Raw genomic sequence first — 26,438 nt, 5'->3', positions numbered from 1 at the left:
GGACAAGGATGCCTCTACCAGTAGGAGTCAGGCGGGCATTACGGTGGACCATGAAGACCTCTTAGTCGTTCGGTGTGTGTGGTAACCACCAACCTAAGAGGTCTTCACCCTTTCAACATGTAACCAACGTCCTGGCCGAGTACAGCTAGCTCTTAGAACGCATCTGGGCATCGCGCACCTGGGCGTGCATGTCCCAGGGCGCCTGTGGCAGGACTTTGCCGATCTCGAGCAGGGATTTGAGGTTGGAGCCGACAGCGGCCCAGCCGAGGGCTGCGGCCTCGGCGTCTTCGGCGGTGGGAATGTTTTCGTGCACGATTGAAAGCTTCACGATGTCCTTGTATTCCTCGATCCTGAACGTGACAAGCGAAGCGGGCGCGGTCCCCCCGGCCGGGTCCTCGAACGTGATTGCGAGGCGGGTGGGGCGTTCACTCTCAACGACGCGGCCGCTGACATCTGCGATGCCGGAGCCGTCCGTGCGCACGTGCTCCCAAGGCTGGCCCGGCTCCCAGGTGGAGACGTTGCTGTGGCCCCAGAACTGCGCCGTCAGCTCCTCGCTTGTCAGTGCGTCCCATACGGTCTCGGCTGATGCGCCGATGTAGGTGACATAGACATAATCCGGGCGTTTTGTCATTGCAGTTTCCTCTGCTCGCTTCTTAATGGCGCTGACCGCGCCCAGCCGCGGCCGTTCGAACTTGCCCATCCAACGTTCCTGAATCTCCACGTTCCGCCGGGTAAGCACAGCGGCACCCGCCTCCGCCGGTTCAGGTCGGTTGTTTCGGTCGCCACACGCCGAAACGGCTGCCCTGCGGGTCGAGGAGGTGCGCGAATTCGATGGTGCCGTTGTCGACGAACGGGACGGCGACGCTCGCGCCGAGCGACTCGGCCTGGGCAATCGCGGCCTTCACATCGTCAACCTGCACATAAAAGATCGCCCAGGATTTTCCGCCCACCGAGGAGGTGTCCCAAAGGCCACCCTTGTCGCCGTCCACCATGCGGTAGCCCGCCGGCGAGGGCTCGCCAAAGGACCAGCCGAATAGCGGGCCATAGAAGCTGCGTGCGGCATCCGGGTCGGTCGAACCGATCTCAAAGTAGTTCACTGTAGCGGCCATTGCCGTCTCCATTCCCTATCGACCACAGAGCGCGGCTAGCCGTGTCGCTCGGTCAACCGCGGTGTCCAGCATCGCTAGTGGGATATTAAACCGAGGGGACCTCCTCGACAAGCAGTCCCCATCCCAGAACTCTGGTCAGAATCCCGAGAGACCCATTCTGGAACGGGACATCGCCGGGCCCATCGATGAGTTTCACATTGATGGAGCACCGCTGCTGTGGCTGATGGACCCGACCGGGTGAGGCTCACGCGCATCATCTTCAGGAAGACAACCGTCACTTGGACGGATTTCGGATGGGATGACATCTTCGGTACACAAATTGATCGGCAAGTTCTCCGCGAAGTCCAATCGCCAACCCTGAGGACCAAACAGTTTTGCCGCCCCACCACGCTCAGCAGGGGAATGAAACGAGGCCTGTCGCTCCCAACGATAATGAGGAGCATGTCTGTTCTCGTAACCGGATGGCCAGGTTCGGGCAAGACCACCCTGGCGGTAATGCGCTGCGGTTTTCAGCCGGCCTGCGGTTCGAGATCTTGCTGAGTACTGGCATAGTATGCCGCGGCAATGTCCTGCTTGGAGCGGCCTCGAGAGGCGACCCGTTCCAGACGCGCGGTGGCCGCCTCGGCGCCGTCGAGCCGAAGACCGTGTTCACGGGCGGCGTCGAGGATGAGGTGGGCGTCCTTCAGAGAGGTGTCGACCGCGAAGGACGCCGGTTCCAGCCGATCGTCGAGGATAAGTGCGGCTTTGGCTCGCAGGAACGGCAGATCGAGGCCGCCGCCGTTGATCAGGTTGAAGAACTGCTGCGGCTCCACCCCGAGCGCACCGGCGAGGGCCAGGACCTCGCCGGCGGCATTCGAGGCGGCGATGACCCAGCTATTAACAACGAGCTTAAGCCGAGCCGCCGTGCCCGCTGCCGGATCCTGACCCGTCCAGACCGTGCGTGCGCCGATTGCGTCCAGAACCGGCGCTACGCGCTCACGCACAGCTTCAGGGGCCGCCGCAATCACAAGGAGTTGGCCAGCCTCAGCCGGTTCACGGGTGCCGGAAACGGGCGCCTCCACCAAGTCGAGACCGACCTCGCCAGCCAGGTCCGCAAGGGCCGGCGCGTCGTGCACACCGACGGTCGTGGACTGCACCCACGCGGTGCCCGGCCGCACTCCCGGGGCGGCTTGCCGGATCACCTCGGTCACGGCGGCAGCATCGTAGAGCATCGTCAGCACCACGTCCGCGCCAGCGACCGCTTCCGCCGGGGACAAGGCTACCTGCGCTCCGGCAGAGGCAAGGGGTGCGCTCTTGGCCCTATCGCGGTTCCAGACCTTGACCGCGAGCCCGGCACGCAGCAAGTTGCGGGCCATCGCGGCCCCCATGATGCCGGTGCCGAGCACAGCCACCGTGAGTTTCGTATCCATCATGTCGTCCTCTCGATCGTTGCCCAGGTTCAGATAATTGAGTCCGTTTGAACGCTCGACCGCGTGGGCGCGGGTGGTCTCAGGGAACTCAACGTCATGAAAAGGACTCTAACAACCCGGCGAAGTGCGTTCGAACGTTTGCGAAGTCGTCCCGGTTCGGCTGAACTGCCGTTGCGCGGACGTCGCTTCCGGACCGCCGGATCAGGATTTAGGGGCAGGTTGAGGGGTGGGCTGCTCGGCTTTCCGCGCTCTGTGGGCCCTGTATTCATGCCACGTGAGCCAGACAATGAAGATGTCGAAGGCGGTCAGCAGGACCATCCCCCAGGTGAAGGCAACCAGGAGCCGGTAGCCTTGGTAGGCGATAAAGACCAGCAGGAACGCGATCATCCACGGGTACGCCCACAGTTTGTCCCTCAGCACCGCCCAGACAAGGACGACCTTGACCAACCCGTGCAACAGCAGGTAGACAGCACCGAAGAGCGTCGCCGACACGGTCATGGCCCCGGCCCAGTGCACCAGGGTGGTGGCCAGGAGGTCCTGCGGGTCTTCGGAGAGCTCATGCTGGGTCAGAAAATGGACCACGTAGGCCATCTGGGCGGGCGAGACCAGGAGCAGGAGAATCCCTCCCACCAGTTCCAGCACCCCGTCCAGCCCCTTGAGGGCCACGCTGATCTTGAATACCTTGTCCAACCGGGTCTTGCCGGTGCTTGCCTCGGCCATCTTCGGGACTTACCGACGGCTCTCAGACGCGCTGACAGCCGTCCAGGGTGGAAGATCCTTGATGGTAACTCCGAGAAAGTCAGCCGCCAGACGCGTAGCGTGTGCGGTCCTCCGGATGCCTATCAGCGACAGCCCTGTAATAATGACGGTAAGAACGATGGCAGGAAGAAGCCACGGCGTATTCCTGTTGATGGAAGTTCCTTCTATGCCGACGACCAATGCCGGGAGACCGCCGCCGGCGGTCAGGGCCGCTGCCAATGTATAGTCCCGGGCGTCCGCCCGCATGTTCCCGGCAGCAGCGCCGAACCGGTTGACGAGCTGGGCGCGGTTTGATTTTGCTCTGGCCAGTTCCAGATTCGCCTCATTGATCTCTCTGGCCGTGACGGCCGCCTCCGCGGCGTCTCGTCGGGACATCCGGTCCGGGCTCGTATGGTAAACCCGGGAAGCAGCCCAGCGCTTGGTGAGCTCGGGCAGTGCAAGCTTCGGTTCCCCCGCAGCCCGGACCTCGACGCCGGAGCGTGGGTCAAGTTGAGGAAGTGTCCGGTAGTACAGGCGCAACTTGGAGAAATCCTGCAAGGTCGTGTAGCCGTGCCGGTATTCCCTGCGGGCCTTGTACCTGGAGAGCGCCCCCGAAAACCCCGTCGCGAGTCCTGCCAACACGACGAGCCCAAAGAACATGATGGCGAAGTTGCTGGCACCGGCGTCGTTGGAACCGGCGATAGCAACGCCGACCATCAGGAACATGGCCAGGAAGAGGACCAGCAAACTCAAGTAGGAAAACCTCTGCCAGGCAGCGGCACTGAACCCGCGGAGCATGGGACGCCGCACTGTGGGCGCCCACGGAGCGAGTGGTTCCACGCCGTCGCCACTTTCCTTGATGGTATGAAGCACATCCCCTCCTAAAGCTTCCGCCCGACTACATCGCTGATGGCCTCAAAAGGCAAGGCCGCCGGACAAACAGGGATCCAACAAACCCCGAAGCCTGTTCCGCGGCCTGTGGGCCGCCGTCTGCCATGCACCGCTCTCAGCCGAGGCAGAAGGTCCGGGCTTCCCACGACCCGAGCATATATGTCAGTCATTTTTCCCTGTCCGTTTACGAGTTTCCTGTGCCGGGAGGTCCTATTTGTTGATGGGCTTATTCTGGTCGAGGCTGATGATCTGGCCGGGGGCGAGCTCATTCCGCGACAGGTCGGTGAAGTCGTACCAGGCTCCCGCGCCGCCGGTGAGCGGGCGGTTCGCTGATCTCAGCTCTGTGGCACCGAAACGGAACGCTACCTGGGGCTCGGTGTCACCGGGTGCGGTGGTGTAGGTCAGCGGGATCCCGGCCGCGTCGGCGGTGAAAGAGCCCCGGGCGCCGTCGATTTTGAGTTCACCGGGTATCAGCCTCACCGTGGTGCCTGCGGGGATGGGCTTGTCCGCGGCCAGAGACGGGTTGTACTGCAGCAGCTGGGCCGTGTTGCAGCGGAATTTGTAGCCGAGGCTGTCGAGGGAGTCGCCGTCCACGGTGGTGTAGAAGATGGTCCGGCCGAACGAATTGTTGACGCTGGCTCCGGTGCCGGACCTGCTGCCGACTGGGTTTTTCTGCAGCCGCAGGTGTTTCCCGGCGAGGAGAAAATACACGCCGCCCTTCTCGTATGTGATGGAGACTTTGTTCGCTTCTGCCAGCTGCTCGTCGGTCAGTCCGAACCGGTACGTGATCCCGCCCACGGTGTCGTTGGGTGCAACCACGTAGCTGGTGGGGATGCCCTTGGCGTCGACGACGGCGGTTCCCTTCGCGCCCAAGATCGGACCAGGGGCGGGGATGAGGCGAAGTCTTGTCCCCGTTGCCAGGGTTCCCTCGTGGCCGAGGTCGTTGAACTCAGCGAGCTTTGCATCGGAGAGCCGAAAGGAGCGGGCCACCATCTCAGTCGTGTCCCCGGGGAGGGTCGTGTAGAAGTCCGCATTGCCGAACGAATCGGCCAGCACCGGCCCCAGCGCTGACCGCATTCCGACGTCGGCCGCGGCGGCCGTCGCTGATCCTGTTGGGGTGCTGACCTCAGAAGCGACCGGCTGAGGGGACGGCGCGTCGTAGGAGCACGCAGCCAGTCCTCCAGATAGCAGGACGGCGATGATTGCGAACTCCCAGCCCCTCTTCAGGGCTGTTCCTTGCTGCGTTTCCACGGTCCCCCTGTGCTTTATGCGGCTGCTTCTGAACATGCGTATGCCGCCCATCTCAGCCATGTATTACCCCACCCGGGCCGGGTGCTGCTTTTCAGCATTATGCAGCACCGCCGGCCGAAGATGTGCTGCTGGTGGCACCGGCTGGCTGCGGCAGTCTTTCTGCTTCCACTTTGGCGGCCTGAATGATCGCGAGGAAATCCGCCCGCTGAAGGTAATCCTCACCCGGTTTCCGGATGACACGGCCCAAGTACGGATCGTGCTGCTCCATGTCGGCGGTAAATGGCGGCCTGTCGGTGCCGGGTACGGCCCGCAAGGGGATCCATCAGCGGGCGTGAGCAATGAAAACCATGAAAGATGCGTAAGGGGTGAACGTCGTGCGAGCCCAGTCCTGGTACACGGCTTCCACCTCGAACCCGGCTGCGGCGAGCTGCTGTCCAAGGGTGTCAGCGTGGCGGAAAGCGAAGCGCGCCGTCTCTGTCACACGTTCACCGCTTCGCAGGAACTGATTGTGGAACCTGGCGGTAACGACGCCCTCGTCGGGCTCGGACACGTCCGCCCACTCGACGAGCGGCCCATGTGGGGTGTCGCGGCGGGAGCGCTCATGTGACCCCCAGCTCTCCCATGCACGGGCAACGGGGTTTCTGCTGTCGAAGGCCAGCACTCCACCTGTTCGCAGATGAGCGCGGATGTCCCGTAACGTGCGTTGCCACTCCGGATCAGGGATGTGCTGGACGACGTTGCCCGTCAGGACGGCGACATCGAATTGCCGGGGAGGAATGGCGCGGCTGTCGCCGAGGATCCAGTCCACGGCATCCGCTCCTTGTCGACGCCGCGCGAATGCAAGCATCGCCTGCGACGGGTCTATGCCAACAACAGTGCGTCCCTCGCTGGCGAAAGTAACTGTCAGGATGCCAGTCCCGCACCCAACGTCGAGTATGGACTCCGCGTCGTACTCGTCAGCTACCGAGCGGTAGAAGTCGTGGTCCGGCCCATCCGGATTGTCGTGGTCGTACAGGTCAACGAGCCTGGCGTCGTAATCGCTCACAGCTAGACCCTACCCACGAGCGACCTACATCCGGAGAGTGCGTCCGATAGGCGATCGCTCACTGGGACGACTGACCGTCTTGGGCTCCAAGGTCTAGGGGTGTCGATATTGCGTGGCGAACGCATCCTCCATGAGGACGCCGAACATCTCGGTTATGTAGACAGCGACACTCGCATGCTGCGCAACCAGATCAGCACCGTCGCCGAGTGCCCCACGCACTGGGTCCAGCGCTGATGTGGCTGGGTCAGCGGCGGCGGCACGAAACAACTCCAGCCGCTGTGTGACCGGAGGTATAGCCGAGTTCGAATAGCGTCCAGTGGAACAGGTGCATCAGGGCAGTATCACGGTCGAAGCCGTCATGATCGGGCATCGATGCTTTTTCCTCCGCAGTGAGGTCAAATTCGCGGTGAAGTGCCAGGCCGAAGTCAGTGAAGAGTAGCCCGCCCTCTCGAACGAGGATGTTTCCCGGGTGCAGGTCAAAGTGCTGGAATCCCTGACTGTTCATCCATGCTGTGGCTTCAAGAAGTTGATCGACCACGTCAGGGAAGACGGTCGCCCCAGTACCCTCATCTACACACCTGCGCACCCAGGCGCCCAGCGTCTCGGGCACGTACTCAAGGAAGAACACCATGCTTTTAGATGCAGACTTCATCGCGGCAAGTTTGCTCTGCATTTGAGGCCAATGTGGCCCCCACTGGCGGCGAGAAGCATCGCCGTCGAACTCGCTGAGGTCTGCCTCACTCTTCAGGGCCAACACTCGCCAGTTGAGCAGCAGCGGGAAGAAATCCACGGTTCCTGCTTGAACCCACGTGGAGGTTGCTTGATGTGCTGCCAGTTCCCGCCCGACCGCGTGGGTAGGGCTCCCTATGCCGTAGTGAGAGACGAAGGGAAGCTGAAGCCGGCTTGTGGTGGCGGTCGGATCAGCTTCTTCGACGCTCGTCAGTGGGAACTGTTTCAGGAAGACAGTCCTTTCACCGATGCGGACTTTCTTGGTTGTTCCCCCGATACCAACGCCTACTGGCTCAGCAGCATCGAGAAGCATTTGCACACCGGCATCATCGAGCCCGGCGAGCAAAGTGGAAATACTTTGGGCTTCCTTTAAACGCGCCGTCATCACTACACCCTAAGGTCCGGTGCTTGCCGCGCAAGCCCTCGGGTCAATCCTTCGGGCTGCGTCGGAGCAACAGCGCGGAATCCGGAAAGCCGCCCGTAAGCCGGTCCCCAGCGGGACGTTCGGTGTAATGGCAGACTGCTGGCTATGAGCACTCTTGAGCGGGACGCCTCCGCGGCCTGGTCGGCTCTTCGGAGTATTTGGTCAGACTTGGAGTGGACGAGCCCCGTCTACAGGCACGGAGCCTTTCATCATGTCGCGGTGCTGGGCTCAACCAGCGTCGTGCGCGTGTCCTTTGCTGCTAACCATGAGGCGCAGATCGGCCGTCAGAGCGCTGTCCTCCTCGCCGTCGGCAACGCAGGGCTCAAGACCCGCATCCCTAGGCTCCTTCGAACACTGACCGGTGACACCTGGTCAGCGATGGCATGCACAGTCATCAAGGGAGCCCATATGCCAGATCGGTCGTGGCATGAGGCCCGCCATTACTTCGCCGGTATCCTCAATGACCTTCAATGTGCGCAGCTACTGACGGGGTTGCCTGCTGCACGCTCGTGGTGCGGCGGAAACTTCTGGCCTGAAGTCGTTGAGCGCATCACGGCAGATTCCGGCTCTAGGGTGCGGAAAGCAGCTCAAACTGTGGTGCGGGAGGTTCTGAGTCTCGAGGAAGGGGTATGCCCGTCCCTCGTCCATGGTGACTTCGGTCCACACAACATCTTGTGGGACGAATCCACCGCACCGGGCCTTATCGACTTCGACAACGCGTGTGCGGCAGACCCTGCTATCGATGTTGCTCCCCTCATCGGGTTTTACGGAGCGGCCAAAGTCGGGGAAATTGTGGACGCCCACGTGCTGGCACGAGCGAAGGTGTACCGCGCGTCCCTACCCCTCCAGATAGCAGCGGCCGCAGCGCTTGGGACAGACCGCAGGCTCCAAAGCCACGCACTGTCGAACTTCGCGCGCCGGCTTGAGACAGGATCACTGCACGATCCAGCAGCTACCTAGAAACGCACGCTTAGGGATCGACTAACGGGGGAAATTCTTCTGGAAGACTCTGAGGATGACTGGACTACTTCAAGTGACGCGAACTGTGACAGGAACGTTCTTTCGTGCCGTTGACCCTGCCTACCGAGATTCCGCTCTCGAGGGGTCCCGGTCTGCCGGCCGGTATTCGCCCCCGGGCGTACCAACGCTGTACCTCAGCTCGTCGCGCGACGGTGTTGCAGCCGCAATGATCGCCCATTCCGACGCCCGCACCCCAAATCTTGAGGTGTTGCAGCTCGAGGTAGAGGCCGACCGAATCGTTGACCTTCGTGATCACGCCACATTGAAATCGATCGGGATTGATCCCGCGGACGCTGCGGCAGACTGGCAGGAAGTTGTTGCTGCGGGTGGTTCCCCTTCCTCATGGAGAGTCCGCGAAACCCTTGAGCGCATGGGAGCCCGCGGGCTGATCGACCCCTCACGAAAACAGCCCCACCTCTGGCACCTGACACTCTTCACCTGGAACACTGACGGAACGCCTCGTGTCCGGGAAGTACCCGCCCGGTAGAGGATCCCTCACCGTGCGTTGGTGCCCCACTGAGGACGGCTTGTCGTCCCGTCGGTCCGGGAGATGCCAGGGCCGACGGTAACACGATCGCCGATGCCGCGCCGTTTACGCCAAACCGGTCGGGCGGCGACGTGTGGCATCGTCGTGGTGGTGCAATCCCCCAGCCGGCACACGCTCCCACCGTGGGATGACTTGACTCCCATCGTCACAGACCGAGGGGAAGTCGCGGGCTATACGATCAGGCCCCGATAGCGTCCGCCGATCCTTCAGCACACAAGCACATCGGCCCTTTCTGGATCTCAGCGGCCAAGCACCGAAGCCGCGATCTGCTGTGCGGCTTGTTCCGCTGTGATATGTGTGGTGTCGATGACCTCGGCTTCATTGTGCAGCCAGGTCTGAGCTGGCTCGGCGTACGGCCCCAAGTATGCCAAGCAGAACGTCGAAGGGCCGGCGGCTTTTTCGTCGTTGTCTATGCGGTCGCGGAGCGTGGCCTGGTCGGCGTGAAGCACGAAATGCTGGATCGGTATGCCGTACTCGGTGAGGCCACCGCTGATCTCCCGCCAGTAGCTCTCGACCAGGACAGTCATCGGCATCACGAGGGTCCCTCCGGTGTACTCGAGCACACGACGAGCGGTTTCGACCACGAGCGCTCGCCAGGCTCCCAGTGCTGGAAGTTGTCCGTCGCGGGAAGTCCCGGATCAATGTCCATGAGCACCTCACCGACCTTCTCAGCGTCGAGGACGCGCGCGTCGGGCAGCAATTGCTGCACGAGCGCGCTCGTCGTTGTCTTTCCCGCCCCGTGGGTGCCGTTGAGCCGAACGATCATGACCAAACTCTAGCGCCACAAAGTGACCTGCCTCCGCCTCCGTAGACGGGACCGCTCCGTCGCGTGTTCCGTGGCTACTGGACGACAGTGCCGGTGGAATGCACCACGGTTCCGGTGCCCTGAGTTCGCCCGCTGATGTCGATCTGCAGCTGGCTGCGCTGCAGGGGCGCTTCCAGTGCGTAGGAGAGCTCCGGCAGGGTGGATGTTTGAATGCGGTGGATGAGGTCCTGGACGTCGGCCCTGTCGTTGACCGTCACCCTCAGGCTCAGGTCGGGAGCTCTGGCTGTTCCTCTCAGAAGGACCGCGGAACTGATGACACCGGGGAGGGTGTTGATCCGGTTTTCGACGGCGGCGGCGAGGACGGACGGGTCGCAGAGTGTGAATCCCTGGCTGCCGTCGTCATGGAGGCGGTAGGCGCCTGCCGTGTTTTTCCTTGGGATCTGGGCGGTGATCCACAGCAGCCCGAGCACCGCGATGATGATGCCAATGATCAGTAGGGTGGCCGCCACCCACGGCTGCGCAAAGAACGCGTGCAGGTCACCGGTGACGACGGACTCCCACAAGCGAGCGGTGTTCAAAAGAGCATGCAGTGTCCCGTTGGACTGCAGGAGCAGAGCAGTGCCGACGGCCAGGACAAGGATGCCGAGAACTGCCAGCCAGATCCGGTTCAGGGTCCCTGCGGTCTGTCTCATCGGAAACCATCCTTCAAATAGTCGCGGCGCGCGGGTGCGCGAATAGTCTTAGTCTCTGGACCGGACCGTGGCGGTAACCTGCGGAACCGGGGAGAGCCCGGTTTCTTCCAGACGAGCCCGGACAGCCTCGATGATCCTGGTGCTCAGGTCCCCTGGATCGTGCAGGGAAGTCTTCACGCTCAGGTGTACGCGCCGGGTAGTCGCTGTCGCTGTGGCGGCACCGACGCCGTCGATCTGCAGGCACCGGGCTTTCGCCAGGCGGGCGACGGCGCGGCGGGTCATCACTGTCTCCCGCTCCTGCACCGGCGGCGCCTCATCCCCGGCGCGGCTGTCCGAATCATCGATCGTAAGGGCAGAGAACCCCCCAGGAATGATGGCGCACAGCAACAGGATCACCCCTGCCATGACGGCGGCTATCCCGATCTGCCGCAAGGCGGGATCGTTCCATGTCAACGCGGCGAGCCAGTCGCGGGGCCCGTGCAGCAGGGCTGGCCACGCGCCGTTGACCAGCCGGATGATGGCCAGCCAGACCAAGGCGACCCCGACGGCCAGGAGCAGGGTTCCGGCGATGAGCGACGGGACGGCGCGGCTGGGCCGGTGCCGCAGGCGCGAGGACCGTTGGCCGTGCCGGCTCATAGCAACCTCCTTCGTCCGTTGGTGCCGGTAGTCAGCCACGAGATCCTGATGTCAACCTCGCGGACGTCAACTCCGGTCAACTCCGTCACTCTGGTCCTGATCCGGCCGCGCAGAGCCTCGGTGGCTTGGCGTAACGGCACAGGGTAGAGCATCCCGACCTCGACCCTTAGAGTCGCGATGTTCCCGGCGAGTTCCACGGATGCCTTGGGCCGGGCAGAGAGGTCTGCACGGTTCCCGATGCCCAGAAATCCGCCGGAGGAACCTCCCGCGGAGGACTCGTCGCTGGCCACTTGGGCGGCGATTTTCTCGATCACCCTGGCCGCCAGGACGGTCTGCCCCCGCGTGCCCGTCTCGACAAAACCCGGGCCGGCGTCCCCGGCCCCGGGCAAGGACCCGCCCCCGGCCCCGTCCCCTGGCAAGGGCAGGGCGTGGGCTCCTGGAGGGTTCATCGGCTAGATGCTCTACCGAACAGGGCCTGCAGGTCGAGTTTTCCTTCCGCGACCCGGCCGACCAGCAGTCCGATAAATCCGAGGATCACCGCGGACAGTAGCGCCAGCCAGCCGCCGAAGCCCAAGACAATTCCCAGAACTAGACCTATCGTCAGGCACCACCGTGTAGTAGACATAGCCATCCTTTTCCTCATCGTCCCGTTCCCCTTGGCGGAGGATTCTGTGACGGGTGGTTACTGCAGTTGGGTCTTCTGGACCTGCTGGTCGTCGTGTTCCTCCTCGGGCAGGTGCACATCGGTGACATTGATGTTCACTTCGAGCACTTCCAGCCCGGTGGCGCGCTCAACGGACTGAATGATGTTGCGGCGGATGGCCTGGCTCACCTCCACCACGGAGAACCCGAAATCGATGACGATGGAAACGTCGATGGCTGTCTGACGTTCGCCCTTCTCCACGCTGACGCCCCCGCTGACATTGGTCTGCGAACCGGGAATGCGTTCGGCCATGGCGCTGAACGCGCGCCGGCCGGCACTGCCCATGGCGTACACACCGGGAACCTCGCGGGTCGCTATGCCGGCCAGCTTCTGCACTACGGTTTCCTCGATCGTGGTGTCGCCGCGATCGGTGTGCAGTGCGTCCCTCGCCTTCACTTGTTCCAGCGCGCCGCCGCGCATCTGATCGTCGGGTGTGGCCATGACGCCGCTGGCAGTTCCGGGGGTTTTGGGTGTCTCTGTCATGGAAAACATCTCCTCGTGGACTGGTGATCGTACTTACACCCGTAAAGACGAAACCCGACAGGAATCGTCACGTGATGGCGCAGATTATTTTCCTCACTGGGCAACGGAGCCTCGGCATGTTCCCGGCGTTGCCCGGCTGTGGCATATTTGGCCAGATACCGGTAAGTCACCGGACGGGATGGACAGCGCATGGGTGATCATGGCCGCGGCTTCGAACCGGACCTGGACGAAGGGAGCATCGTCGCCCGTGCCCAGGACGGCGACCTGGCAGCATTCGAACACCTGGTGCTCACCTATCAGTACAAAATTTTTCGGCTGGCGTATCGGATGCTCAACGACCATGGCGAAGCCGAAGACATCGTGCAGGAGACTCTGACAACGAGCTGGCGAGGTCTTCCCATGCTCGCTGACGTCAATGCATTCGGTGGCTGGATCTACCGGCTGGCGACGAACAAATGCCTGGACCTGCTGCGTAAGCGGTCCGCCCATGCCGTGAACTGCATCCAACCTGAGGACATGGACACCACACCTGAAGCCTGCGCCCGCGCGGTGCCGGCCGGTTCGGATCCGGCCCATGAGGCCGAATGGTCCGCCGAACAGGATGGCCTGACCGCAGTCCTAAACACGCTTCCCCCGGCACAGCGGGCCTGCTGGCTGCTGCGGGAAATGCACGGACGCAGTTACGCCGAGATCGGTGTCACACTGAAGATCAGCCCGACAGCAGTTCGCGGCACACTCGCCCGGGCACGGCACGAGATAGCAGGACGGATGAGCGAATGGCGCTAGAAGACATCCCCCGGCTCGGCTGCGGCCGAAGCATCGACCGCATCTGGGCCACCATCGACCGGCCACCCACCGCACACGAAGAACATTGTGAACAATGCCAAACTGCCAGAACCCGACTGCAAAGACTCGGCGAAGCAACCCGTTTACTGCGCGAAAGCGACCTTCACGATCCCGCACTGAAACCCCGTCCCGGGATCGAAAACGCCATCATGGATGTGGCTCGCGCTCAAGTCCGCCGCGGCAGCAGCATCCTCTTGCGCAGCGCAGACAACGGCACCACGGAGATCAGCGAACAGGCCCTGAGCTCCCTCATCCGCGTCGCGGCGGCAGCGATCCCCGGCGTCTACACACGACGCTGCCGGATCGAAATACGGTCCGCCATCACCAGTCTCGCCGGTGAAGACCACCCCTCCGGGACCACCGGTACCGCCACCAACGATGTTCCCCGCCTCATCGTCAATCTTTGGGTGGCCGCCGCCCAGGGGATCATCATCCCTCGGACAATGGAGGCGTTGCGAGAATGGATCAGCAACGCGCTTCCGGCCGGCGTCGGTATTAGCGCCGGAACCGTCAATATCACTGTTGAGGACCTTTACGATGTCTGACCAATCCCTCAAGGGCTCCATCATCACCAGCCGGCTCATCGCCTCCATCGCCACGCGCACCACACTGGAAACACCCGGAGTCCTCAGACTTGAACCCACGATCCAAGGCTTCCTGGCGCGGCTCAGTCCCGCCGCCCGGCAATACCTCCGCAATCCCGGCAGCCAGGACGGCACCTACCGGCAAAACGGCGTCACGGCGACAATCAGCGGCGGCACCGCACGCGTCCACCTCGACATCGCCACCGACATCGCCTACACCGCCCTCGACGTCGCCGAAACAGTTCGACGACGCGTGCGTGAAAACATAAGCCGCACCGGCCTCACACCCGGCACGATCGACGTCACCATCCTCGCCATAGAGCCCCACCGCGGCGCAACAATGCTGTAGCCCGGGGCATTAGCCGGCTCCACCGCCCGGTCGTGCAGGATGCGTTCACGCCAATGAAAACCGACACTGCCGACCCTGCAGGTTGCATCTTCTGCCAAGGACCCCAACGACCGGCGCCCCCTCTTAATGGATGGGTGTGGCTGGGCTGGGCTGGGAGGCCGAGAGTGGCCTCGCCGGGTGTGACTCTGCATCCCGCTGGCCCACCCAAGGGGTGGTGCCTTGTGGCTGATTTGTCTGGAAACGCGCAGTCAGCTGGACGCACAGTACGTCTGCGGGGGTGTTCCACTTCCTTGAAACAGGACAGCCACCGGGGGACGCTCCCCCGCTGGCCGCGAACCGCAGCCCGCCGCGTAACCTGGCCGTCCCGTATGTTGTCCCACAACCCCGCCACAATCACCGATCACAGGTGCAACTTTCGGTACGGTGCACGGTTGTGGCCGTCAACCTGGGATAGCGATTAAATGGCAGCCTGAAATGGCCGGTCTTGCCGTTCCCTTTAGGGATCCTTCACGGCCATGCTTGCAGCTTGCCGTGAATCATCCGAAGGCGCCGGAGAGCGCCAGCGTAGTGATTGTTTCTACCGCGCCGCTGACGGCTGCGCTGACGGCCGTAGCGCCAATCCGTGCGGCGATGGCGTTTAGTTTGCCTGCTTTTTTCACCACGTCGCCGGTATTCGGTGTTTCCTGCTGGGTTGCTACCCGGAGTTCCTCGACCGCCGTAATCAGATCAGATCGGTTCTCATCGTCATCTACCCCCTTGCCATGGACTGAACGCCGTCGAGCAGCTTGATCGCGTCTTCGACACTCAATCCCTCGGCCTTGGCTTTTGCCTTCGAACCGATGGCAGTAGGACCGTTTGCGGCCTGAATCGTGGTGTTGTACTGCGTACCGATGTGCTGGCCCACGGCCGCGTCCACAGCTTGTTTTCTTGGCAACTCGGTCAGCGGAGTCTCTGCAGTCAGGTCGGCAACGACGTCGACGAGTTGCGTTCTGATCTGACCTAAAATCCCGGTGAGCATCGACCCGGGAACTGAGTAAGACATGCTCAGGATCTGTTGGAATGGGCCAAGCTCATCGTTCCAAATGGTCTGAGCATAGGCCAGGCCCGGCCCGTGCTGGAAAAGGAGATCGACGAGCTCCCGGCGAGACTTTCCAGCTCTTCGATGGGCTGACGGAGTGGAAATGACTCCGGCACGCCCTTCTGGGCCTCTACGGGCAATTGCAGCCGATTGAACGTCTGACCTTTGGCCCAGGTATTCCCACTAATTGAGCTCACCGTTATCGGTGGCGAGGGCAGCACTCGGCAGCTGGGGACTTCAGCGTCGTCGTCGTATCCGGAGAGCTCGTATCTTGCCCATTGCCTCAATGACTCAGAGCCGGTTTCGGCACCGAGCAGCAAGCACTTGCGCAGGAGCCCTGCTAGAGGTTCTGATTCGTCCAGGATTTGCTCCCTCAAGGAGCCGAGCAGAGTGTTGGTTGGTCATTTGAAGTCCTTCAGCGTGAAGCCCAGTGCATACCAAGCGAATCTACCGGCCATCTCCGATATCAGGTCGGTATCAGTGCCCGAACCTGCCCGTTAGCCGATCCCTTAGCGGACGTGGGTACTCAGTCGAATCTGATGAAAGCTCTGACCGATCCTCCTTGGAACTCCTCGGTCTGGGTGTAGCCGAGCGCTTCATAGAACGCTTTCTGCTTCGGCTCGTCGTCGGTGATTAGGACATTCTGCCGCACATGCGGGTACTGTTCGAGCGCTCGTTCAGCGAGGGCTCGTCCTATACCTCTTCTGTGATGCGACGGCCGAACGAGGATGTCCTGGAGGCAGCAAATCGAAGCACCATCGGAAATGACTCGCGCTAGCCCAACCAGCGTCTGGCCATCATGAGCGGCCACGAGGGTGGAGGATCCTTCCAATGCTCGTACTAGATTGTCAAGGTCCTTCGTGTAGGCAAGCCATTGCACCGAACGGTATAGCTCAAGGACTTCGCTGAGTGGCAGGTCTTTGGCCTTCACTACTCTGATGGTGGTCATGCATAATCCAAACACGCAGCTTGATCATTGAGGTGGCTATGAGTTGCCTCCCCGTAAATCGATCCTTACCGTGCACTCGTTGAGCCGGGATCTTGCTGAGAGTTCAGCGCTGGATGGGCACACAGAAACGCACTAAGACAGCTTCCGTCGAGTCCGATACCGTAAAAGTGGGATCACCCAAGGCGGCCCGAAAGTCTTGGCTATGCCAGAATTCCTCGTGGTCTACACGCCAGTCGGAGACTGCCTGGTATCCCTCGCCTTCGTCGATCGCGTGAGCTGCATCAACAGCGCCCAGGGCACTACGCGAACCTCGGTAGCTTCCGTAATGCAGACGGGGCGCCCGGACGAATCAACAAAAGCACGAACCTCGCGCCGTGCGGGTTGCTCACCGTATGGCCGGGATCAGAGTTCCGGCCGCGTCAGGGGATCCCGTCCTCGGTCACGGATCGGGTCCTTCCCTAAGCCCTTCTCTCGGGGCGCGCCGGACGTCAGCCGGCTACCGTCCGATCAGGTCGGCCAGGACATGAGCCTCACTGATGTCGGCAGCTTTGGTTGCCGTCAGCAACGTCAGCCGTTTGCCCTTAGCGAGTTCGCGCAGATGGTCCAGCGCCAGCGCCCGGGCCGGATCCTTAAGCTCGGCCTTGTAGCGCTTGGCAAACTCGTCGAACTTGGCAGGGTCGTGGCCGTACCATTTGCGCAGCTCCGTTGAGGGAGAGACGTCTTTGCACCACTCGTCCAGTGCCGCCTTGACCTTGGTCATCCCGCGGGGCCAGATACCGTCCACCAGAACCCGTATGCCGTCATCGTCCCTGGTCCCGTCATAGACCCGGCGCACCTGAACATCCGCTGCAGTCGACATTCCCCAGCCTCCTCGCTGAATTTCGGCACGGCGCGGCTACCGTCCTTCGAACAGTGACGCCCGAAGCGGCGAAAACCCCTCTGGGTCATCGTCCTCGGTGACATTATGCTCTCCCAATCCCCCGAGGAGCCACGTGACCACGAGCAGGCACCGGACCGCTCAGCACACCCCGGGCCCACGCCCCGCCTGACGAGTTCTCCCGTTCCACCGCCGGCGACCGAAGCGGCCCGGGGCAGCGGGACAAAGTCGAACCGTGAGTACTCTCCCCGGCTTCCATGCGGCGGATCGGACGTTCTTCCCCCGCGATGTGCTCGACGTTGCCCCGGAGCTCCTCTGCTACGTTCTTCAACGCATGGATGACGACGGAACAAGCGCAGGACGAGCTCAGTTGCGTGTCCTGCGCCTGGTCCGGCGCTGATTCCAGATGCGGGGCCTCTGGAATCAAACCCGAACAGGCCGCGTTAAATCCTAATGGGCGCCCGTGAGCGCCCGAAGGAATGGAATGACGAGAAACGTCGAGACCGTCGAAAACGATGCCGACAGGACCACTACTTGCCACCGGCACCCCAACGGCAGCGGCCTGATCGGTCCGGGCGCCCGGGCAGAAGTGGATTCCTTCATCAGTGCAACCACATACGTCGAGGCAGGCGCCCGCATCGGGTCCGGCTGCCGTATAGGCCGCGGAGGCTGGATCGACCACCAGGCCATCGTCGGTGACCACCGCTTCGTCGGCGTCCCCGGTCATCAGCACGCACCGGATACTCGGGTCGGCCGCGGCGATGGCCCGGCACACCTCTGCACCGGTGCGCCGTTGCCGCGTGGAGTGAGGTTCGCCCTGTGGTGTGGATCCGTGCTGTTTCCGCCCGCGGCTTGGCGGACTCCGACGCCGCCTCTGCGGTGTCTGCGCAGTGGTCCTGCATCAGTCCAGTGCCGGCGCATTCACGTACGTCGGTGATAGCCGCCGCCGCATGCTTGTCCCGGTATGGCTACGAAAGGTGCAGAACGGTGCCGTCGGGCGCGAGGAGTCGGAATCTGACCTGTGATTGGCGGTCGGTGAACAGTTCGAAGATTCCTGCCATGGTGTTCTGTCCTTTTCGGGCGTCAGCCTCGCCTACGAGGTAGACGCGCTCCACGGCCTCCTGATCGGCACCCCGGCCCAACTCGGTCTGGACTTCACCGTCCTGACCCTGTCCATGACAACCATGATCTGCATCGCCTCAGCACTCCTTGGCAGGCTCGCCGCTAAGCACCGGCAAAGACCAGTACCGGGCAGTGGGCATGGTGAACCGTTTGCGCCGACACGGAACCGGGCATAAGGCCAGTGAATCCCCCGTAGCCGCGCGATCCCACGGCAACGACGTCGGCGTCCCGGGACGCTTCGACGAGCAGCGACGCGGGATTTCCCTGCACGATGTGTCCGGTGATCTCCACCCCTGGCTCCCCCGCCCGAGCAAGCTCGTGATCAAGGACGGATTGGGCGTCGGCCTGGAAACCTTCATAGTCCCACACCGGCATCATGGCATTGCTGACATGAGGGAAGTTCCACCCCGTGAGGGCCAGCACCTGACCTTTGCGCAGCCGGGCTTCCTCCACGGCCCAGTCCAGAGCCTCCCGGGATTGCGCCGAACCGTCCACCCCCACCACTATGCGGAATCCTCCGTTGGCGGTCATGCATCACCCGGACCGGATCGGTCCCCGCTGCCCGGGATCGCGTGAAGGTCGCCGGTGAAGTAATGCTGGATTGTCGGGGCGAGGAACCGGGTGATGTCATCAGGACTGGCGGTCGCCAATGGGTCGAGCTTGACGAGGTAGCGGACGATGACCAGTCCCATCAGTTGGCTGGCAACAAGCGCCCCGCGCAGCCGGGCCGTCACCGGGTCAGTCTCCAGGTCCGCCACGACGGGGCCCAGGATGCGGCGAAGGAAAACCTCACGCATCAACGACAAGTCGGCCCCTGATCCCAGGGCCTTGCCCACCAGGCCCAGCATCGCGGATTGCGCCGGTGAATCCCAGACCTTCAGCAGGGTCCGCACGAGGGCCTCCCCGCGCCCGTCCGGAGCCGTGGCGATGACCTGGGCAAGTTCATCCTCGGGCACCACGGGCAGCTCCACGCACGCGTTGAACAGGTCCTCCATGCGCGGGAACTGTTCGCTGACGAGCGACTCGTTCACGGCCGCAGCGCGCGCGATCTGGCCATAGTCCACGGCATCAACCCCGTACTCTGCGAACAAGGCCCTCGCAGAATCCAGGATCCTTTCACGGGCGCCCCCGACCGGTCCGCCGCCCTCTGCCGCTGAACCGCTCCCGGCTGATGCTTCCATGGACTCACCTCCGCAGCAGATGCGATACGTCCTGACGTATGGCATAACGGTGCCAATATCCGGCCCGTCCCATGCTCCCTGGACGCCTGCAGCTCCCACAGTGCCGAAGGACCCCTCACCGCAAGAAGACGTCCTCCACGCAGGGGTCGACTTCGGCCGGGGGTCCTGGCTGCGCCGGTTCTTCCGGTTCTTCCGGTTCTGCCGGTCCTTCCGGTTCTGCTGCGTCGGCCATGAGCTGGTCAATGCGTGACGAGTCCGTCTGGGCGGCTTTGAGCGCGTCGGCGCGCTTGAAGGGTCCAGCCGGTGCATTATCTGCCTGTTCGACGCGCGACTCGGTACGATTCATGCCGCCATCGACCGGGTGGTTAGGCTGGGTGGATGGCGACAGTTATTCTCGTGCGGCACGGCCGCACCACAGCAAATGCCACTGGGCTGCTGGCCGGTCGGGCCGTCGGTGTCAGCCTGGACCAGATCGGGCGCGACCAGGCGGCGCTGACCGGAGACCGGCTCGCGGCCGTACCCGTGGTCGGGGTGGTGTCGAGCCCTCTTCAGCGTTGTCAGCAGACCGCCCAGATCATCCTCGATCGCCAGGCTGGCACGCCGTACGCGCCGGTCGATCCCGATCTCACCGAGTGCGATTACGGCCAGTGGCAGGGCCGCACGCTCACTGATCTCGCGACCGAGGATTTGTGGCCGGTTGTGCAGTCGCAACCGTCCGCCGTCGTCTTTCCCGGCGGTGAATCCATGGCCGCGATGCAGGCTCGGTCGGTGGCAGCGATTCGACGCCACGATGCAGCCTTCGAAGACGAGCACGGGCCAGGGGCCGTGTGGGTGGCGGTGAGTCACGGTGACATCATCAAGTCAATCCTCGCCGACGCGCTCGGCATGCACCTTGACCTGTTCCAGCGTATTAACGTGGGCCCCGCCTCTGTATCGATCGTGCGCTACGGCGCTAGTCGGCCGAGCGTCTACGCGACCAACACCGACGCGGGTGATCTGTCGTGGCTGTCGAACGGCATCCACGCTGGCGATGCGCCGGTGGGGGGCGGTGCAGGGCAAAAGGCGCCATGAACCTCATGTGACTAAAATATTGACATGCCTACACTTGTTCACGAGTTTGCTTGGCCTGATCGGGTCGTCGTTGGCACCATTGGCCTTCCGGGGGCGCGCACGTTCTACCTGCAGGTGCGCGCAGGGACGCAGATCGTGAGTATTGCCCTGGAGAAGCAGCAGTCGGCTCTCCTTGCGGAGAAGATCGACGAGATTCTCGACCAGCTCATCACCGTCGAGGGCAACCCCTTCAGCGTTCCTACGGGCACTCCCCTTGAACTTGTCGACAATGACCAGCTCGAGGCCGTTCAGGAGCAGTTTCGCACTGGCGCCATGACCCTAAGTTGGGACCCAACCACGGCCCAGGTCGTAATAGAGGCCTACCCCATCACCGATGTCGATGCTGATGACGACGGCGAATCGTTTGATGAGGACGGCGCTAACGAGCCCGAAATGCTGCTGGTGCGAATGCCGGTCGGAACCGCCCGCGCATTCGCCAAGCGCACCCGTGAGATCGTGGGCGCGGGGCGTCCGACGTGCCCGCTCTGCGGTTACCCCATAGACGCCGACGGGCACATCTGCACCCTTCCCGAGGTCTGATGCCAGCGCCGGACCTAATGACCGCCGAGCTGACGCTCACCGGCCGCATCACGACGGCTTCAAACGCTACATTTCTGGGCCGCATCGGCGACGTGGCGGTCGTCTATAAGCCGATAGCAGGCGAAAGTCCGCTGTGGGATTTTCCCCACGGCACCCTGGCTCACCGGGAGGTGGCCGCTTATCTGGTCTCGCGGGCCTTCGGCTGGGACGTCGTGCCGCACACCTGGCTGCGCGATGGTCCGATGGGCGAAGGAATGGTGCAGCTCTGGCAGGAGCAGGACCCCGTCCAAAGCGCCGTGAACCTGGTCGCGACCGACCAGGTGCCGGAGACGGGCTGGAAACACGTTCTCGAGGGACGCGATGAGAACGGACGGATGCTCGCCCTCGTTCACGAAGACTCGCCAGCCCTGAGGCGCATGGCGGTGTTCGACACGGTCGTCAACAACGCCGACCGCAAAGGCGACCACATTCTTGCCATGACGGACGGACACCGGCACGGCGTGGACCATGGGCTCACCTTTCACCGTGACCACAAGCTGCGCACGGTCCTGTGGGGATGGCTGGGAGACGCTCTGACCGCCGAGGAACGCGACGGCATAGAGCGTGTCAGTGAAGGACTGCACGGCGGGCTGGGCCGACACCTGGCGGACTTGCTCAGCGCCGAAGAAATAGCATCGCTCGCCGCGCGCTGCGCCCGGTTGCGCTTGGCGGGGCGGTTTCCGGCTCCGAGCGGTGAGATGTCGGCGGTGCCCTGGCCGCTGTTCTAAAGGAATTACGGCTACGGGCTTCGCAGGCTGTGTCACGTTGATGGCCTGGCGGCGTCCACTCGCGGCGCCGCTCCCACATAACGCACCTGATCGAGGCCTCCTCCGTGGGGCCCCGCCGGGGGCGGGCCTGTCCACCACCTGTCCGTGAGAGTGGGTGGGGGCGCCCCCAAGGGAACAGCCGGCTTCCCCCTCCCCAAGCATTTTCACAGCGAAATGATAGGCAGAGGCGCCACTCTGGATACATGAACACACAACTTCTGACGACCCGTCCCGGGGTTCGCCGCAGCTCCCGTGGCGCCGCGAACCCCTTTAAGGGGCAGCATCGGCGGCGGTTGCTGCGAGCGGATCTGTTGACGGTCCTCTTCTGGGCGTCCCTGGCGGGCGCCGTCGCTTTGTGGCTGGCCGACGGCGGAGCATCCGGCTTCCGGACTCCCGCCGGATCCTTCACCGCGCTGGGCATTGTGGCCGGCCTGGCCGGGATGGACCTGGTGCTTCTCATGCTGCTCCTGGCCGCCCGGCTTCCCTTCATTGACGGTGCACTCGGCCATGACCGTGCCTTGGAAGTCCACCGCAAACTGGGCAAGCCAGCCCTGTACCTCCTGTTGGCGCACGGGATCCTCATTGCAATCGGCTTTGGAATGGCCGAAGGGCTGGATCCCGTCACCGAGGCCGTGAACTTGTGGGTCCAGGTCCCCGACATGTGGCTGGCCTACGTCTCCGTGGTTCTGTTCATCGCCGTCGTGGTCACCTCCCTGGTGGCCGTCCGACGCCGGTTCCCTTACGAATTCTGGTATGCCGTCCACCTGCTCACCTACGCCGCAGTGCTGACCGCTATTCCACACCAGTTCAGCGTCGGAGGACTGTTCGCACCGGGTACCTGGCAGCGGTGGTACTGGCTGGCTGCCTGCATGGGCACCGGCGCGGTGCTCCTGCATAACCGGGTCTTGGAGCCGATTGTGGCCACTACCCGGCACAAACTCACGGTCAGCCGCGTCGTGCGTGTCGCACCCGGCGTCGTCAGTATTGAGATGACCGGGCGTCACCTTGACGAACTCTCGGGAGCCGGCGGCAGGTTCTTCATTTGGCGGTTCCTCGCCCCCGGCATGTGGTGGCCCCCGCACCCCTTCAGCCTCTCCGCGGAGCCCCTCCAGCTCGGCGCCAGCGGCTCCCTGCGGATCACGGTCCGCAACCTCGGTAGAGGCTCGTCCCAATTGGCCGGGCTGAAACGCGGAACAAGGGTTGCTATTGAAGGTCCCTACGGACTCTTCAGCACCGCTGCCCGGAGCCGGAATCATGTCGTCATGATCGGCGCCGGCATCGGGATTACCCCCATCCGGGCACTGCTGGAAAGCACGCCTTTCACCCCCGGCAACGCCACCGTCATTCTGCGCGGACACAGCGAAAAGGAGCTGTACCTGGGCAAAGAAATCATGGACCTTTGTCAACGCCGCGGCGCGACGCTGTACCACCTCACCGGGCGCCGCCCGGCGGGCGTCGAGACCTGGCTGCCCGCCGACGCCGCCCGTTCGGGATACCGGCTGGGGAGCTACGTACCAAACATCACGGAGGCCGACGTCTACGTCTGTGGACCGGCGTCCTGGGCCCAAAACGTCCTCAAAGACGCACGCGCAGCAGGTGTGCGGAACGAGCAGCTCCACTACGAAAGGTTTGACTGGTGAGAACTCGCGCAGCAGTTTCAGCGGCCCTGGCTTCCGCAGGGATTCTTGTGGTCGGATGGCAGTCCGGAAGTCACGTAACGGAGGCGGCAAGATCCTCCATCGGGACCTCTGCCGGAACAACCGGAACAACCGGTGCGTCTGCCGGTGCGTCCGGGCATAAGTCCTCCGGAAGCACCTCGGGAGCCACTGCCGGGAGCGGAACGTCCGGAACAACCGGTTCGACGGGAACGCCAGGCTCGACGGCGGCCGCCGCGAACGGGAGCGGAACCTTCGCCGGCTCCGTAAGTCAGACACGGTACGGGAACGTTCAGGTGCAGATCACGGTCAGTGCAGGAAAGATCACCGATGTAACGCCCCTCCAACTCACGGACGAGGGCGGCCGGTCCGTGCAGATCAGCAACGAGGCGGCCCCGCTCCTGCGCGATGAGGTGCTCCAAGCTCAGTCCGCGAACGTGCAGACCATCAGCGGTGCCACGATCACGAGCGACGGATACCTCTCCTCCCTCCAGTCGGCCCTCGATGCGGCGCATCTCTGAGCCTGCGCTTAGGACCCGATCTTGAGCCGTGCTGTGGATCAGTCCGAGGTCGGGGGTCTGCTGAATGCTATCGGTGCTCTCGGACGTAGGTGTCGGGATCGACGTCGTGCCCGGTGATACCGCTGGCGTGGGCGGCCTCGAAGGAACAGAATGCCAGGGCCAGGGCGTGGCGGAGGTCCAGGCTGGCCTGACGGCGGAAATCTGTCAGTCCTTCACGCTCTTCTTCGGCCATGTGGTCGCCGTTGACCTTGTTCACGTTCGCCACCGCATGCCACCACTCCGGCGAGCCGGCCGGATGCGAGTCCACCTCGGTGATCGCGTCCCGGATCTCGTTGTGATCGTGGATTGCATCGGTCGTCTCATCCTCCGGGGAGTCCTTGCCGCCTGCACCTGCGCCCAAAGCCAGCAGTTCGGGATAAAACAGCAGTTCCTCAGCCTTCGCGTGGACCTCGAGCAGGATGCGAAGCCTGGCCCAGACCGCTTCCAGATCCGGAGCCGGGGAGTCCTGCATTTCATCCAGGAGCGCAAACATCCGGCGCTGGTCATGGTGGTCGTTGAGAATCACATCGGTGATGTCCATCGTTGTCCCTTCTACATGTCTAAGGCCCGGTGTCCGCGGTCCATAGGCCACTCTACCCAGCCGGTGTCCGTTAACGGGTGGGAGGAGACGAGCCCGGCTTTGGGGAGCGCCACGCCGCGGGCCGCTGCCGGGTTGGACCCGGACCACCCAGTAGGCTCTGCTGGATATGCTCAGGTTCAAGTTCACGTCGAAAGTGCCCGCTGGCAAGTTCTGCGCAGCGTTGACGACCGCCGCGCTGCTGGCGGTCGCTGCCGTGCCGATGGCCAGTGCGGACGACGCACCACCGTCGGGCTATCCGTCGTGGGCGGACGTCCAGGCAGCCAAGGGCAACGCCGCAGCTAAGAGCGCCGAGGTCCAGAAGATCAACGCCCTTCTTGACGGCCTGGAGCAGCGGGCCTCCTCACTTGGCGCTGCTGCGGTGAAAGCGGGCCTGGCCTACGCCGTCGCGCGCAACAACCTTGATGCCTCAACGGCGAAACTGAACGCGCTGAAAGAGAAGACCGACAAGGCTCATGCCACAGCGGCGAAACTGAGGCGGGAAACAGGAACCCTCGCAGCCCAGGACTACATGACCGGGGGACTCAATCTGGGACCCTTCCAGGTGATGGATACCCTGCAGAGCCAAGACGGGCTGCAGAAGCTGGACATGATGCAGATCGTCACCCGGCGGACCACCGACACGTACAACAGTTCGCGCGCCGCGGAGGCAGTCGCCTCGTCCCTGGATGAGCAGCAGGCCGTGGTGCAGACCGAGAACCAGCGGCTGACCGGGGAGGCCCAGGCGAAACTTGGCGCCGCACAGGACGCCCAACGGGCGGCCCAGCAGAAGGTGGCCGAGGAAACGAAATACAGCCACACCCTCGTCGCGCAGCTGGCAAGCCTGAAGAACACCAGCGCGGCCGTCGAACGGAACTACCGCGCCGGCGTAGAAGCCAAGGCGGCCTACGAGGCGCAGCAGGAGGCCCGCCGGCGCGCAGCAGAAGCGGCCGCTGCCAAGGCTGCAGCCGCCGCTGCCGCCGCAGAGGCAGAGGCAGCGGCGTCGGCGTCGGCGTCGGCTGTCCCGCCCTCGAGCCCCCCGGCCGCCGTGGTGCTGCCCGACATCCCCGGCGGTGCCGCCAACGATCCGGGCGGCGCTCAAGCGTACGCCTCGTCCCAGCTGAGCGCCCACGGCTGGGGCGGTGACCAGATGACGTGCCTGATGAATCTGTGGAACCAGGAGTCGAGCTGGATGACCAACGCCACCAACCCCTCCAGCGGCGCCTACGGCGTGGCGCAAGCCCTCCCACCGGAGAAGTATTCGTCCACCGGGTCCGACTGGCTGACCAACTACCGGACCCAGATCGACTGGGGGCTCGGCTACATCGCGGGCCGTTACGGGTCACCCTGCGGCGCCTGGGACCACGAGACTTCCAACAACTGGTACTGACCCCGCCAAGGCATCCGGGATTACCTGGCGCCGGCCGTGCCGGTCCGATGTGTCGCCAGGCAACAGGTGAAACAAGTGGAAGAGACATGTCCGGCCCGAAATCACATGGATAAGTCCAGTAACGACTACCCGTGACCGACAGTGGTGGCACTCCTAGGGCGGTCTACGTCAACACCGCCAATCCGGGACGCGACGGATCCCGGTGGTGGCCCACATCGAACACCTACCGCGGGAAGGACCTTACCAACCCCTATGGGATCTGCGACGGTACTTCCACTCCGGCCTGCGCCTACACGTACGGCTACGCCATGGCCTTCGACGATGCCAATTTGCGCGGCGTCCCCGATCCGGCGCACCATCTGTGGTGGCTG

Annotated in this window: 38 protein-coding genes and 1 pseudogene; 14 read left to right on the top strand and 25 right to left on the bottom strand. The window is 63.5% G+C overall.

What is annotated here, in order from left to right; all coding sequences use genetic code 11:
* Positions 1–145 precede the first annotated feature (145 nt).
* The 8 genes from AB4Y72_RS19100 to AB4Y72_RS19065 all read right to left on the bottom strand — a co-directional run bounded on the left by AB4Y72_RS19100 (position 146) and on the right by AB4Y72_RS19065 (position 6,443).
* A complete protein-coding gene (locus AB4Y72_RS19100; protein ID WP_441427713.1) occupies positions 146–631 on the bottom strand; it encodes an SRPBCC domain-containing protein in 486 nt (161 codons plus the stop codon).
* Positions 632–761: 130 nt separating this feature from the next.
* Positions 762–1,109 carry a VOC family protein gene (locus AB4Y72_RS19095; protein WP_441427712.1) on the bottom strand — a complete coding sequence of 116 codons (348 nt, stop codon included), beginning with the start codon at positions 1,107–1,109 and terminating at the stop codon, positions 762–764.
* A gap of 509 nt (positions 1,110–1,618) precedes the next feature.
* Entirely contained in the window at positions 1,619–2,518 is a 900-nt protein-coding gene (locus AB4Y72_RS19090; protein ID WP_441427711.1) for an NAD(P)-dependent oxidoreductase, read from the bottom strand.
* A gap of 201 nt (positions 2,519–2,719) precedes the next feature.
* A complete protein-coding gene (locus AB4Y72_RS19085) occupies positions 2,720–3,238 on the bottom strand; it encodes a DUF2127 domain-containing protein (protein ID WP_441427710.1) in 519 nt (172 codons plus the stop codon).
* Between the two features lie 9 nt (positions 3,239–3,247).
* Positions 3,248–4,054 carry a hypothetical protein gene (locus AB4Y72_RS19080; RefSeq protein WP_441427709.1) on the bottom strand — a complete coding sequence of 269 codons (807 nt, stop codon included), beginning with the start codon at positions 4,052–4,054 and terminating at the stop codon, positions 3,248–3,250.
* 303 nt (positions 4,055–4,357) lie between these two features.
* Positions 4,358–5,398 carry a LysM peptidoglycan-binding domain-containing protein gene (locus AB4Y72_RS19075; RefSeq protein ID WP_441427708.1) on the bottom strand — a complete coding sequence of 347 codons (1,041 nt, stop codon included), beginning with the start codon at positions 5,396–5,398 and terminating at the stop codon, positions 4,358–4,360.
* Between the two features lie 97 nt (positions 5,399–5,495).
* The gene (locus AB4Y72_RS19070) at positions 5,496–5,666 is read right to left on the bottom strand and encodes a hypothetical protein (RefSeq protein ID WP_441427707.1); all 171 of its coding nucleotides are present in this window, start codon (positions 5,664–5,666) and stop codon (positions 5,496–5,498) included.
* A gap of 54 nt (positions 5,667–5,720) precedes the next feature.
* Positions 5,721–6,443 (bottom strand): class I SAM-dependent methyltransferase, encoded by a 723-nt coding sequence (locus AB4Y72_RS19065; RefSeq protein WP_441427706.1) that lies wholly within the window; start codon positions 6,441–6,443, stop codon positions 5,721–5,723.
* 99 nt (positions 6,444–6,542) lie between these two features.
* Between AB4Y72_RS19065 and AB4Y72_RS19060 the strand changes: the two genes are divergently transcribed.
* Positions 6,543–6,677: a hypothetical protein gene (locus AB4Y72_RS19060; protein ID WP_441427705.1), complete on the top strand. Its 135-nt coding sequence runs from the start codon at positions 6,543–6,545 to the stop codon at positions 6,675–6,677.
* Positions 6,678–6,687: 10 nt separating this feature from the next.
* On the opposite strand, the gene AB4Y72_RS19055 is transcribed toward AB4Y72_RS19060, so the two are convergent.
* Positions 6,688–7,557, bottom strand: a complete 870-nt coding sequence (locus tag AB4Y72_RS19055) for a hypothetical protein (RefSeq protein WP_441427704.1) — start codon at positions 7,555–7,557, stop codon at positions 6,688–6,690.
* A 144-nt stretch (positions 7,558–7,701) separates the two neighbouring features.
* Here AB4Y72_RS19055 and AB4Y72_RS19050 point away from each other — a divergent pair, with 144 nt between their 5' ends.
* Both AB4Y72_RS19050 and AB4Y72_RS19045 read left to right on the top strand, forming a co-directional pair.
* Positions 7,702–8,556: a phosphotransferase gene (locus tag AB4Y72_RS19050; protein WP_441427703.1), complete on the top strand. Its 855-nt coding sequence runs from the start codon at positions 7,702–7,704 to the stop codon at positions 8,554–8,556.
* A 55-nt stretch (positions 8,557–8,611) separates the two neighbouring features.
* Positions 8,612–9,103: an RES family NAD+ phosphorylase gene (locus AB4Y72_RS19045; RefSeq protein ID WP_441427702.1), complete on the top strand. Its 492-nt coding sequence runs from the start codon at positions 8,612–8,614 to the stop codon at positions 9,101–9,103.
* Between the two features lie 299 nt (positions 9,104–9,402).
* On the opposite strand, the gene AB4Y72_RS19040 is transcribed toward AB4Y72_RS19045, so the two are convergent.
* From AB4Y72_RS19040 to AB4Y72_RS19010, 7 genes are all read right to left on the bottom strand, one after another.
* Positions 9,403–9,690, bottom strand: a complete 288-nt coding sequence (locus tag AB4Y72_RS19040; RefSeq protein WP_441427701.1) for a hypothetical protein — start codon at positions 9,688–9,690, stop codon at positions 9,403–9,405.
* Between the two features lie 5 nt (positions 9,691–9,695).
* A complete protein-coding gene (locus AB4Y72_RS19035) occupies positions 9,696–9,929 on the bottom strand; it encodes a hypothetical protein (protein WP_441427700.1) in 234 nt (77 codons plus the stop codon).
* A gap of 74 nt (positions 9,930–10,003) precedes the next feature.
* Entirely contained in the window at positions 10,004–10,621 is a 618-nt protein-coding gene (locus AB4Y72_RS19030) for a hypothetical protein (RefSeq protein WP_441427699.1), read from the bottom strand.
* Positions 10,622–10,669: 48 nt separating this feature from the next.
* Positions 10,670–11,257, bottom strand: a complete 588-nt coding sequence (locus tag AB4Y72_RS19025; RefSeq protein ID WP_441427698.1) for a DUF6286 domain-containing protein — start codon at positions 11,255–11,257, stop codon at positions 10,670–10,672.
* Positions 11,254–11,706, bottom strand: a complete 453-nt coding sequence (locus AB4Y72_RS19020) for a hypothetical protein (protein ID WP_441427697.1) — start codon at positions 11,704–11,706, stop codon at positions 11,254–11,256. The genes AB4Y72_RS19025 and AB4Y72_RS19020 overlap by 4 nt, the downstream gene beginning before the upstream one ends.
* On the bottom strand, positions 11,703–11,882 hold the full coding sequence (locus tag AB4Y72_RS19015) for a hypothetical protein (protein WP_441427696.1): 180 nt from the start codon (positions 11,880–11,882) through the stop codon (positions 11,703–11,705). The genes AB4Y72_RS19020 and AB4Y72_RS19015 overlap by 4 nt, the downstream gene beginning before the upstream one ends.
* Positions 11,883–11,939: 57 nt before the next feature.
* Positions 11,940–12,380, bottom strand: a complete 441-nt coding sequence (locus AB4Y72_RS19010) for an Asp23/Gls24 family envelope stress response protein (RefSeq protein WP_441427714.1) — start codon at positions 12,378–12,380, stop codon at positions 11,940–11,942.
* 252 nt (positions 12,381–12,632) lie between these two features.
* Between AB4Y72_RS19010 and AB4Y72_RS19005 the strand changes: the two genes are divergently transcribed.
* Genes AB4Y72_RS19005 through AB4Y72_RS18995 form a run of 3 tightly spaced genes read left to right on the top strand, consistent with a single transcriptional unit; the run spans position 12,633 to position 14,222 of the window.
* Complete coding sequence (locus tag AB4Y72_RS19005) at positions 12,633–13,229, top strand: RNA polymerase sigma factor (protein ID WP_441427695.1); 597 nt, start codon at positions 12,633–12,635, stop codon at positions 13,227–13,229.
* On the top strand, positions 13,220–13,834 hold the full coding sequence (locus AB4Y72_RS19000; protein ID WP_441427694.1) for an Asp23/Gls24 family envelope stress response protein: 615 nt from the start codon (positions 13,220–13,222) through the stop codon (positions 13,832–13,834). Before AB4Y72_RS19005 ends, AB4Y72_RS19000 begins: the two co-directional genes overlap by 10 nt.
* A complete protein-coding gene (locus AB4Y72_RS18995) occupies positions 13,827–14,222 on the top strand; it encodes an Asp23/Gls24 family envelope stress response protein (protein WP_441427693.1) in 396 nt (131 codons plus the stop codon). The genes AB4Y72_RS19000 and AB4Y72_RS18995 overlap by 8 nt, the downstream gene beginning before the upstream one ends.
* A gap of 536 nt (positions 14,223–14,758) precedes the next feature.
* Here the strand turns inward: AB4Y72_RS18995 and AB4Y72_RS18990 are convergent.
* The 5 genes from AB4Y72_RS18990 to AB4Y72_RS18970 all read right to left on the bottom strand — a co-directional run bounded on the left by AB4Y72_RS18990 (position 14,759) and on the right by AB4Y72_RS18970 (position 17,108).
* Entirely contained in the window at positions 14,759–14,884 is a 126-nt protein-coding gene (locus AB4Y72_RS18990; protein ID WP_441427692.1) for a hypothetical protein, read from the bottom strand.
* 86 nt (positions 14,885–14,970) lie between these two features.
* On the bottom strand, positions 14,971–15,264 hold the full coding sequence (locus AB4Y72_RS18985) for a hypothetical protein (protein WP_441427691.1): 294 nt from the start codon (positions 15,262–15,264) through the stop codon (positions 14,971–14,973).
* 2 nt (positions 15,265–15,266) lie between these two features.
* Positions 15,267–15,677: an AbiTii domain-containing protein gene (locus AB4Y72_RS18980; RefSeq protein WP_441427690.1), complete on the bottom strand. Its 411-nt coding sequence runs from the start codon at positions 15,675–15,677 to the stop codon at positions 15,267–15,269.
* Positions 15,678–15,826: 149 nt separating this feature from the next.
* Positions 15,827–16,249: a GNAT family N-acetyltransferase gene (locus tag AB4Y72_RS18975; protein ID WP_441427689.1), complete on the bottom strand. Its 423-nt coding sequence runs from the start codon at positions 16,247–16,249 to the stop codon at positions 15,827–15,829.
* 496 nt (positions 16,250–16,745) lie between these two features.
* Positions 16,746–17,108, bottom strand: a complete 363-nt coding sequence (locus AB4Y72_RS18970; protein WP_441427688.1) for a DUF488 domain-containing protein — start codon at positions 17,106–17,108, stop codon at positions 16,746–16,748.
* A gap of 253 nt (positions 17,109–17,361) precedes the next feature.
* Between AB4Y72_RS18970 and AB4Y72_RS18965 the strand changes: the two genes are divergently transcribed.
* Complete coding sequence (locus AB4Y72_RS18965) at positions 17,362–17,526, top strand: hypothetical protein (protein ID WP_441427687.1); 165 nt, start codon at positions 17,362–17,364, stop codon at positions 17,524–17,526.
* 824 nt (positions 17,527–18,350) lie between these two features.
* Here AB4Y72_RS18965 and AB4Y72_RS18960 read toward each other — a convergent pair.
* The 3 genes from AB4Y72_RS18960 to AB4Y72_RS18950 form a co-directional block, all read right to left on the bottom strand.
* A complete protein-coding gene (locus AB4Y72_RS18960; protein WP_441427686.1) occupies positions 18,351–18,779 on the bottom strand; it encodes a universal stress protein in 429 nt (142 codons plus the stop codon).
* Entirely contained in the window at positions 18,776–19,429 is a 654-nt protein-coding gene (locus AB4Y72_RS18955) for a TetR/AcrR family transcriptional regulator (protein WP_441427685.1), read from the bottom strand. Before AB4Y72_RS18955 ends, AB4Y72_RS18960 begins: the two co-directional genes overlap by 4 nt.
* Before the next feature lie 115 nt (positions 19,430–19,544).
* The gene (locus tag AB4Y72_RS18950) at positions 19,545–19,775 is read right to left on the bottom strand and encodes a hypothetical protein (protein ID WP_441427684.1); all 231 of its coding nucleotides are present in this window, start codon (positions 19,773–19,775) and stop codon (positions 19,545–19,547) included.
* A 32-nt stretch (positions 19,776–19,807) separates the two neighbouring features.
* Here AB4Y72_RS18950 and AB4Y72_RS18945 point away from each other — a divergent pair, with 32 nt between their 5' ends.
* From AB4Y72_RS18945 to AB4Y72_RS18925, 5 genes are all read left to right on the top strand, one after another.
* The gene (locus AB4Y72_RS18945; protein WP_441427683.1) at positions 19,808–20,500 is read left to right on the top strand and encodes a histidine phosphatase family protein; all 693 of its coding nucleotides are present in this window, start codon (positions 19,808–19,810) and stop codon (positions 20,498–20,500) included.
* Between the two features lie 24 nt (positions 20,501–20,524).
* Positions 20,525–21,079: a DUF3090 domain-containing protein gene (locus AB4Y72_RS18940; protein WP_441427682.1), complete on the top strand. Its 555-nt coding sequence runs from the start codon at positions 20,525–20,527 to the stop codon at positions 21,077–21,079.
* A complete protein-coding gene (locus AB4Y72_RS18935; RefSeq protein WP_441427681.1) occupies positions 21,079–21,846 on the top strand; it encodes an SCO1664 family protein in 768 nt (255 codons plus the stop codon). The genes AB4Y72_RS18940 and AB4Y72_RS18935 overlap by 1 nt, the downstream gene beginning before the upstream one ends.
* 242 nt (positions 21,847–22,088) lie before the next feature.
* The gene (locus AB4Y72_RS18930) at positions 22,089–23,525 is read left to right on the top strand and encodes a ferredoxin reductase family protein (RefSeq protein ID WP_441427680.1); all 1,437 of its coding nucleotides are present in this window, start codon (positions 22,089–22,091) and stop codon (positions 23,523–23,525) included.
* 311 nt (positions 23,526–23,836) lie between these two features.
* On the top strand, positions 23,837–24,061 hold the full coding sequence (locus AB4Y72_RS18925) for an FMN-binding protein (RefSeq protein ID WP_441427679.1): 225 nt from the start codon (positions 23,837–23,839) through the stop codon (positions 24,059–24,061).
* Positions 24,062–24,128: 67 nt separating this feature from the next.
* On the opposite strand, the gene AB4Y72_RS18920 is transcribed toward AB4Y72_RS18925, so the two are convergent.
* Positions 24,129–24,641 carry a hemerythrin domain-containing protein gene (locus AB4Y72_RS18920; RefSeq protein WP_441427678.1) on the bottom strand — a complete coding sequence of 171 codons (513 nt, stop codon included), beginning with the start codon at positions 24,639–24,641 and terminating at the stop codon, positions 24,129–24,131.
* 166 nt (positions 24,642–24,807) lie between these two features.
* On the opposite strand from AB4Y72_RS18920, the gene AB4Y72_RS18915 reads away from it, so the two are divergent.
* On the top strand, positions 24,808–26,067 hold the full coding sequence (locus tag AB4Y72_RS18915; protein WP_441427677.1) for a coiled-coil domain-containing protein: 1,260 nt from the start codon (positions 24,808–24,810) through the stop codon (positions 26,065–26,067).
* 131 nt (positions 26,068–26,198) lie between these two features.
* Positions 26,199–26,438, top strand: a pseudogene (locus tag AB4Y72_RS18910) (hypothetical protein); the annotation flags it as partial.

It is taken from the genome of Arthrobacter sp. YAF34 (assembly GCF_052113245.1).
Lineage (GTDB): Bacteria > Actinomycetota > Actinomycetes > Actinomycetales > Micrococcaceae > Arthrobacter.
Note: the sequence above shows the minus strand (reverse complement) of the source record. Positions and strands in the feature narration are given on the sequence as shown.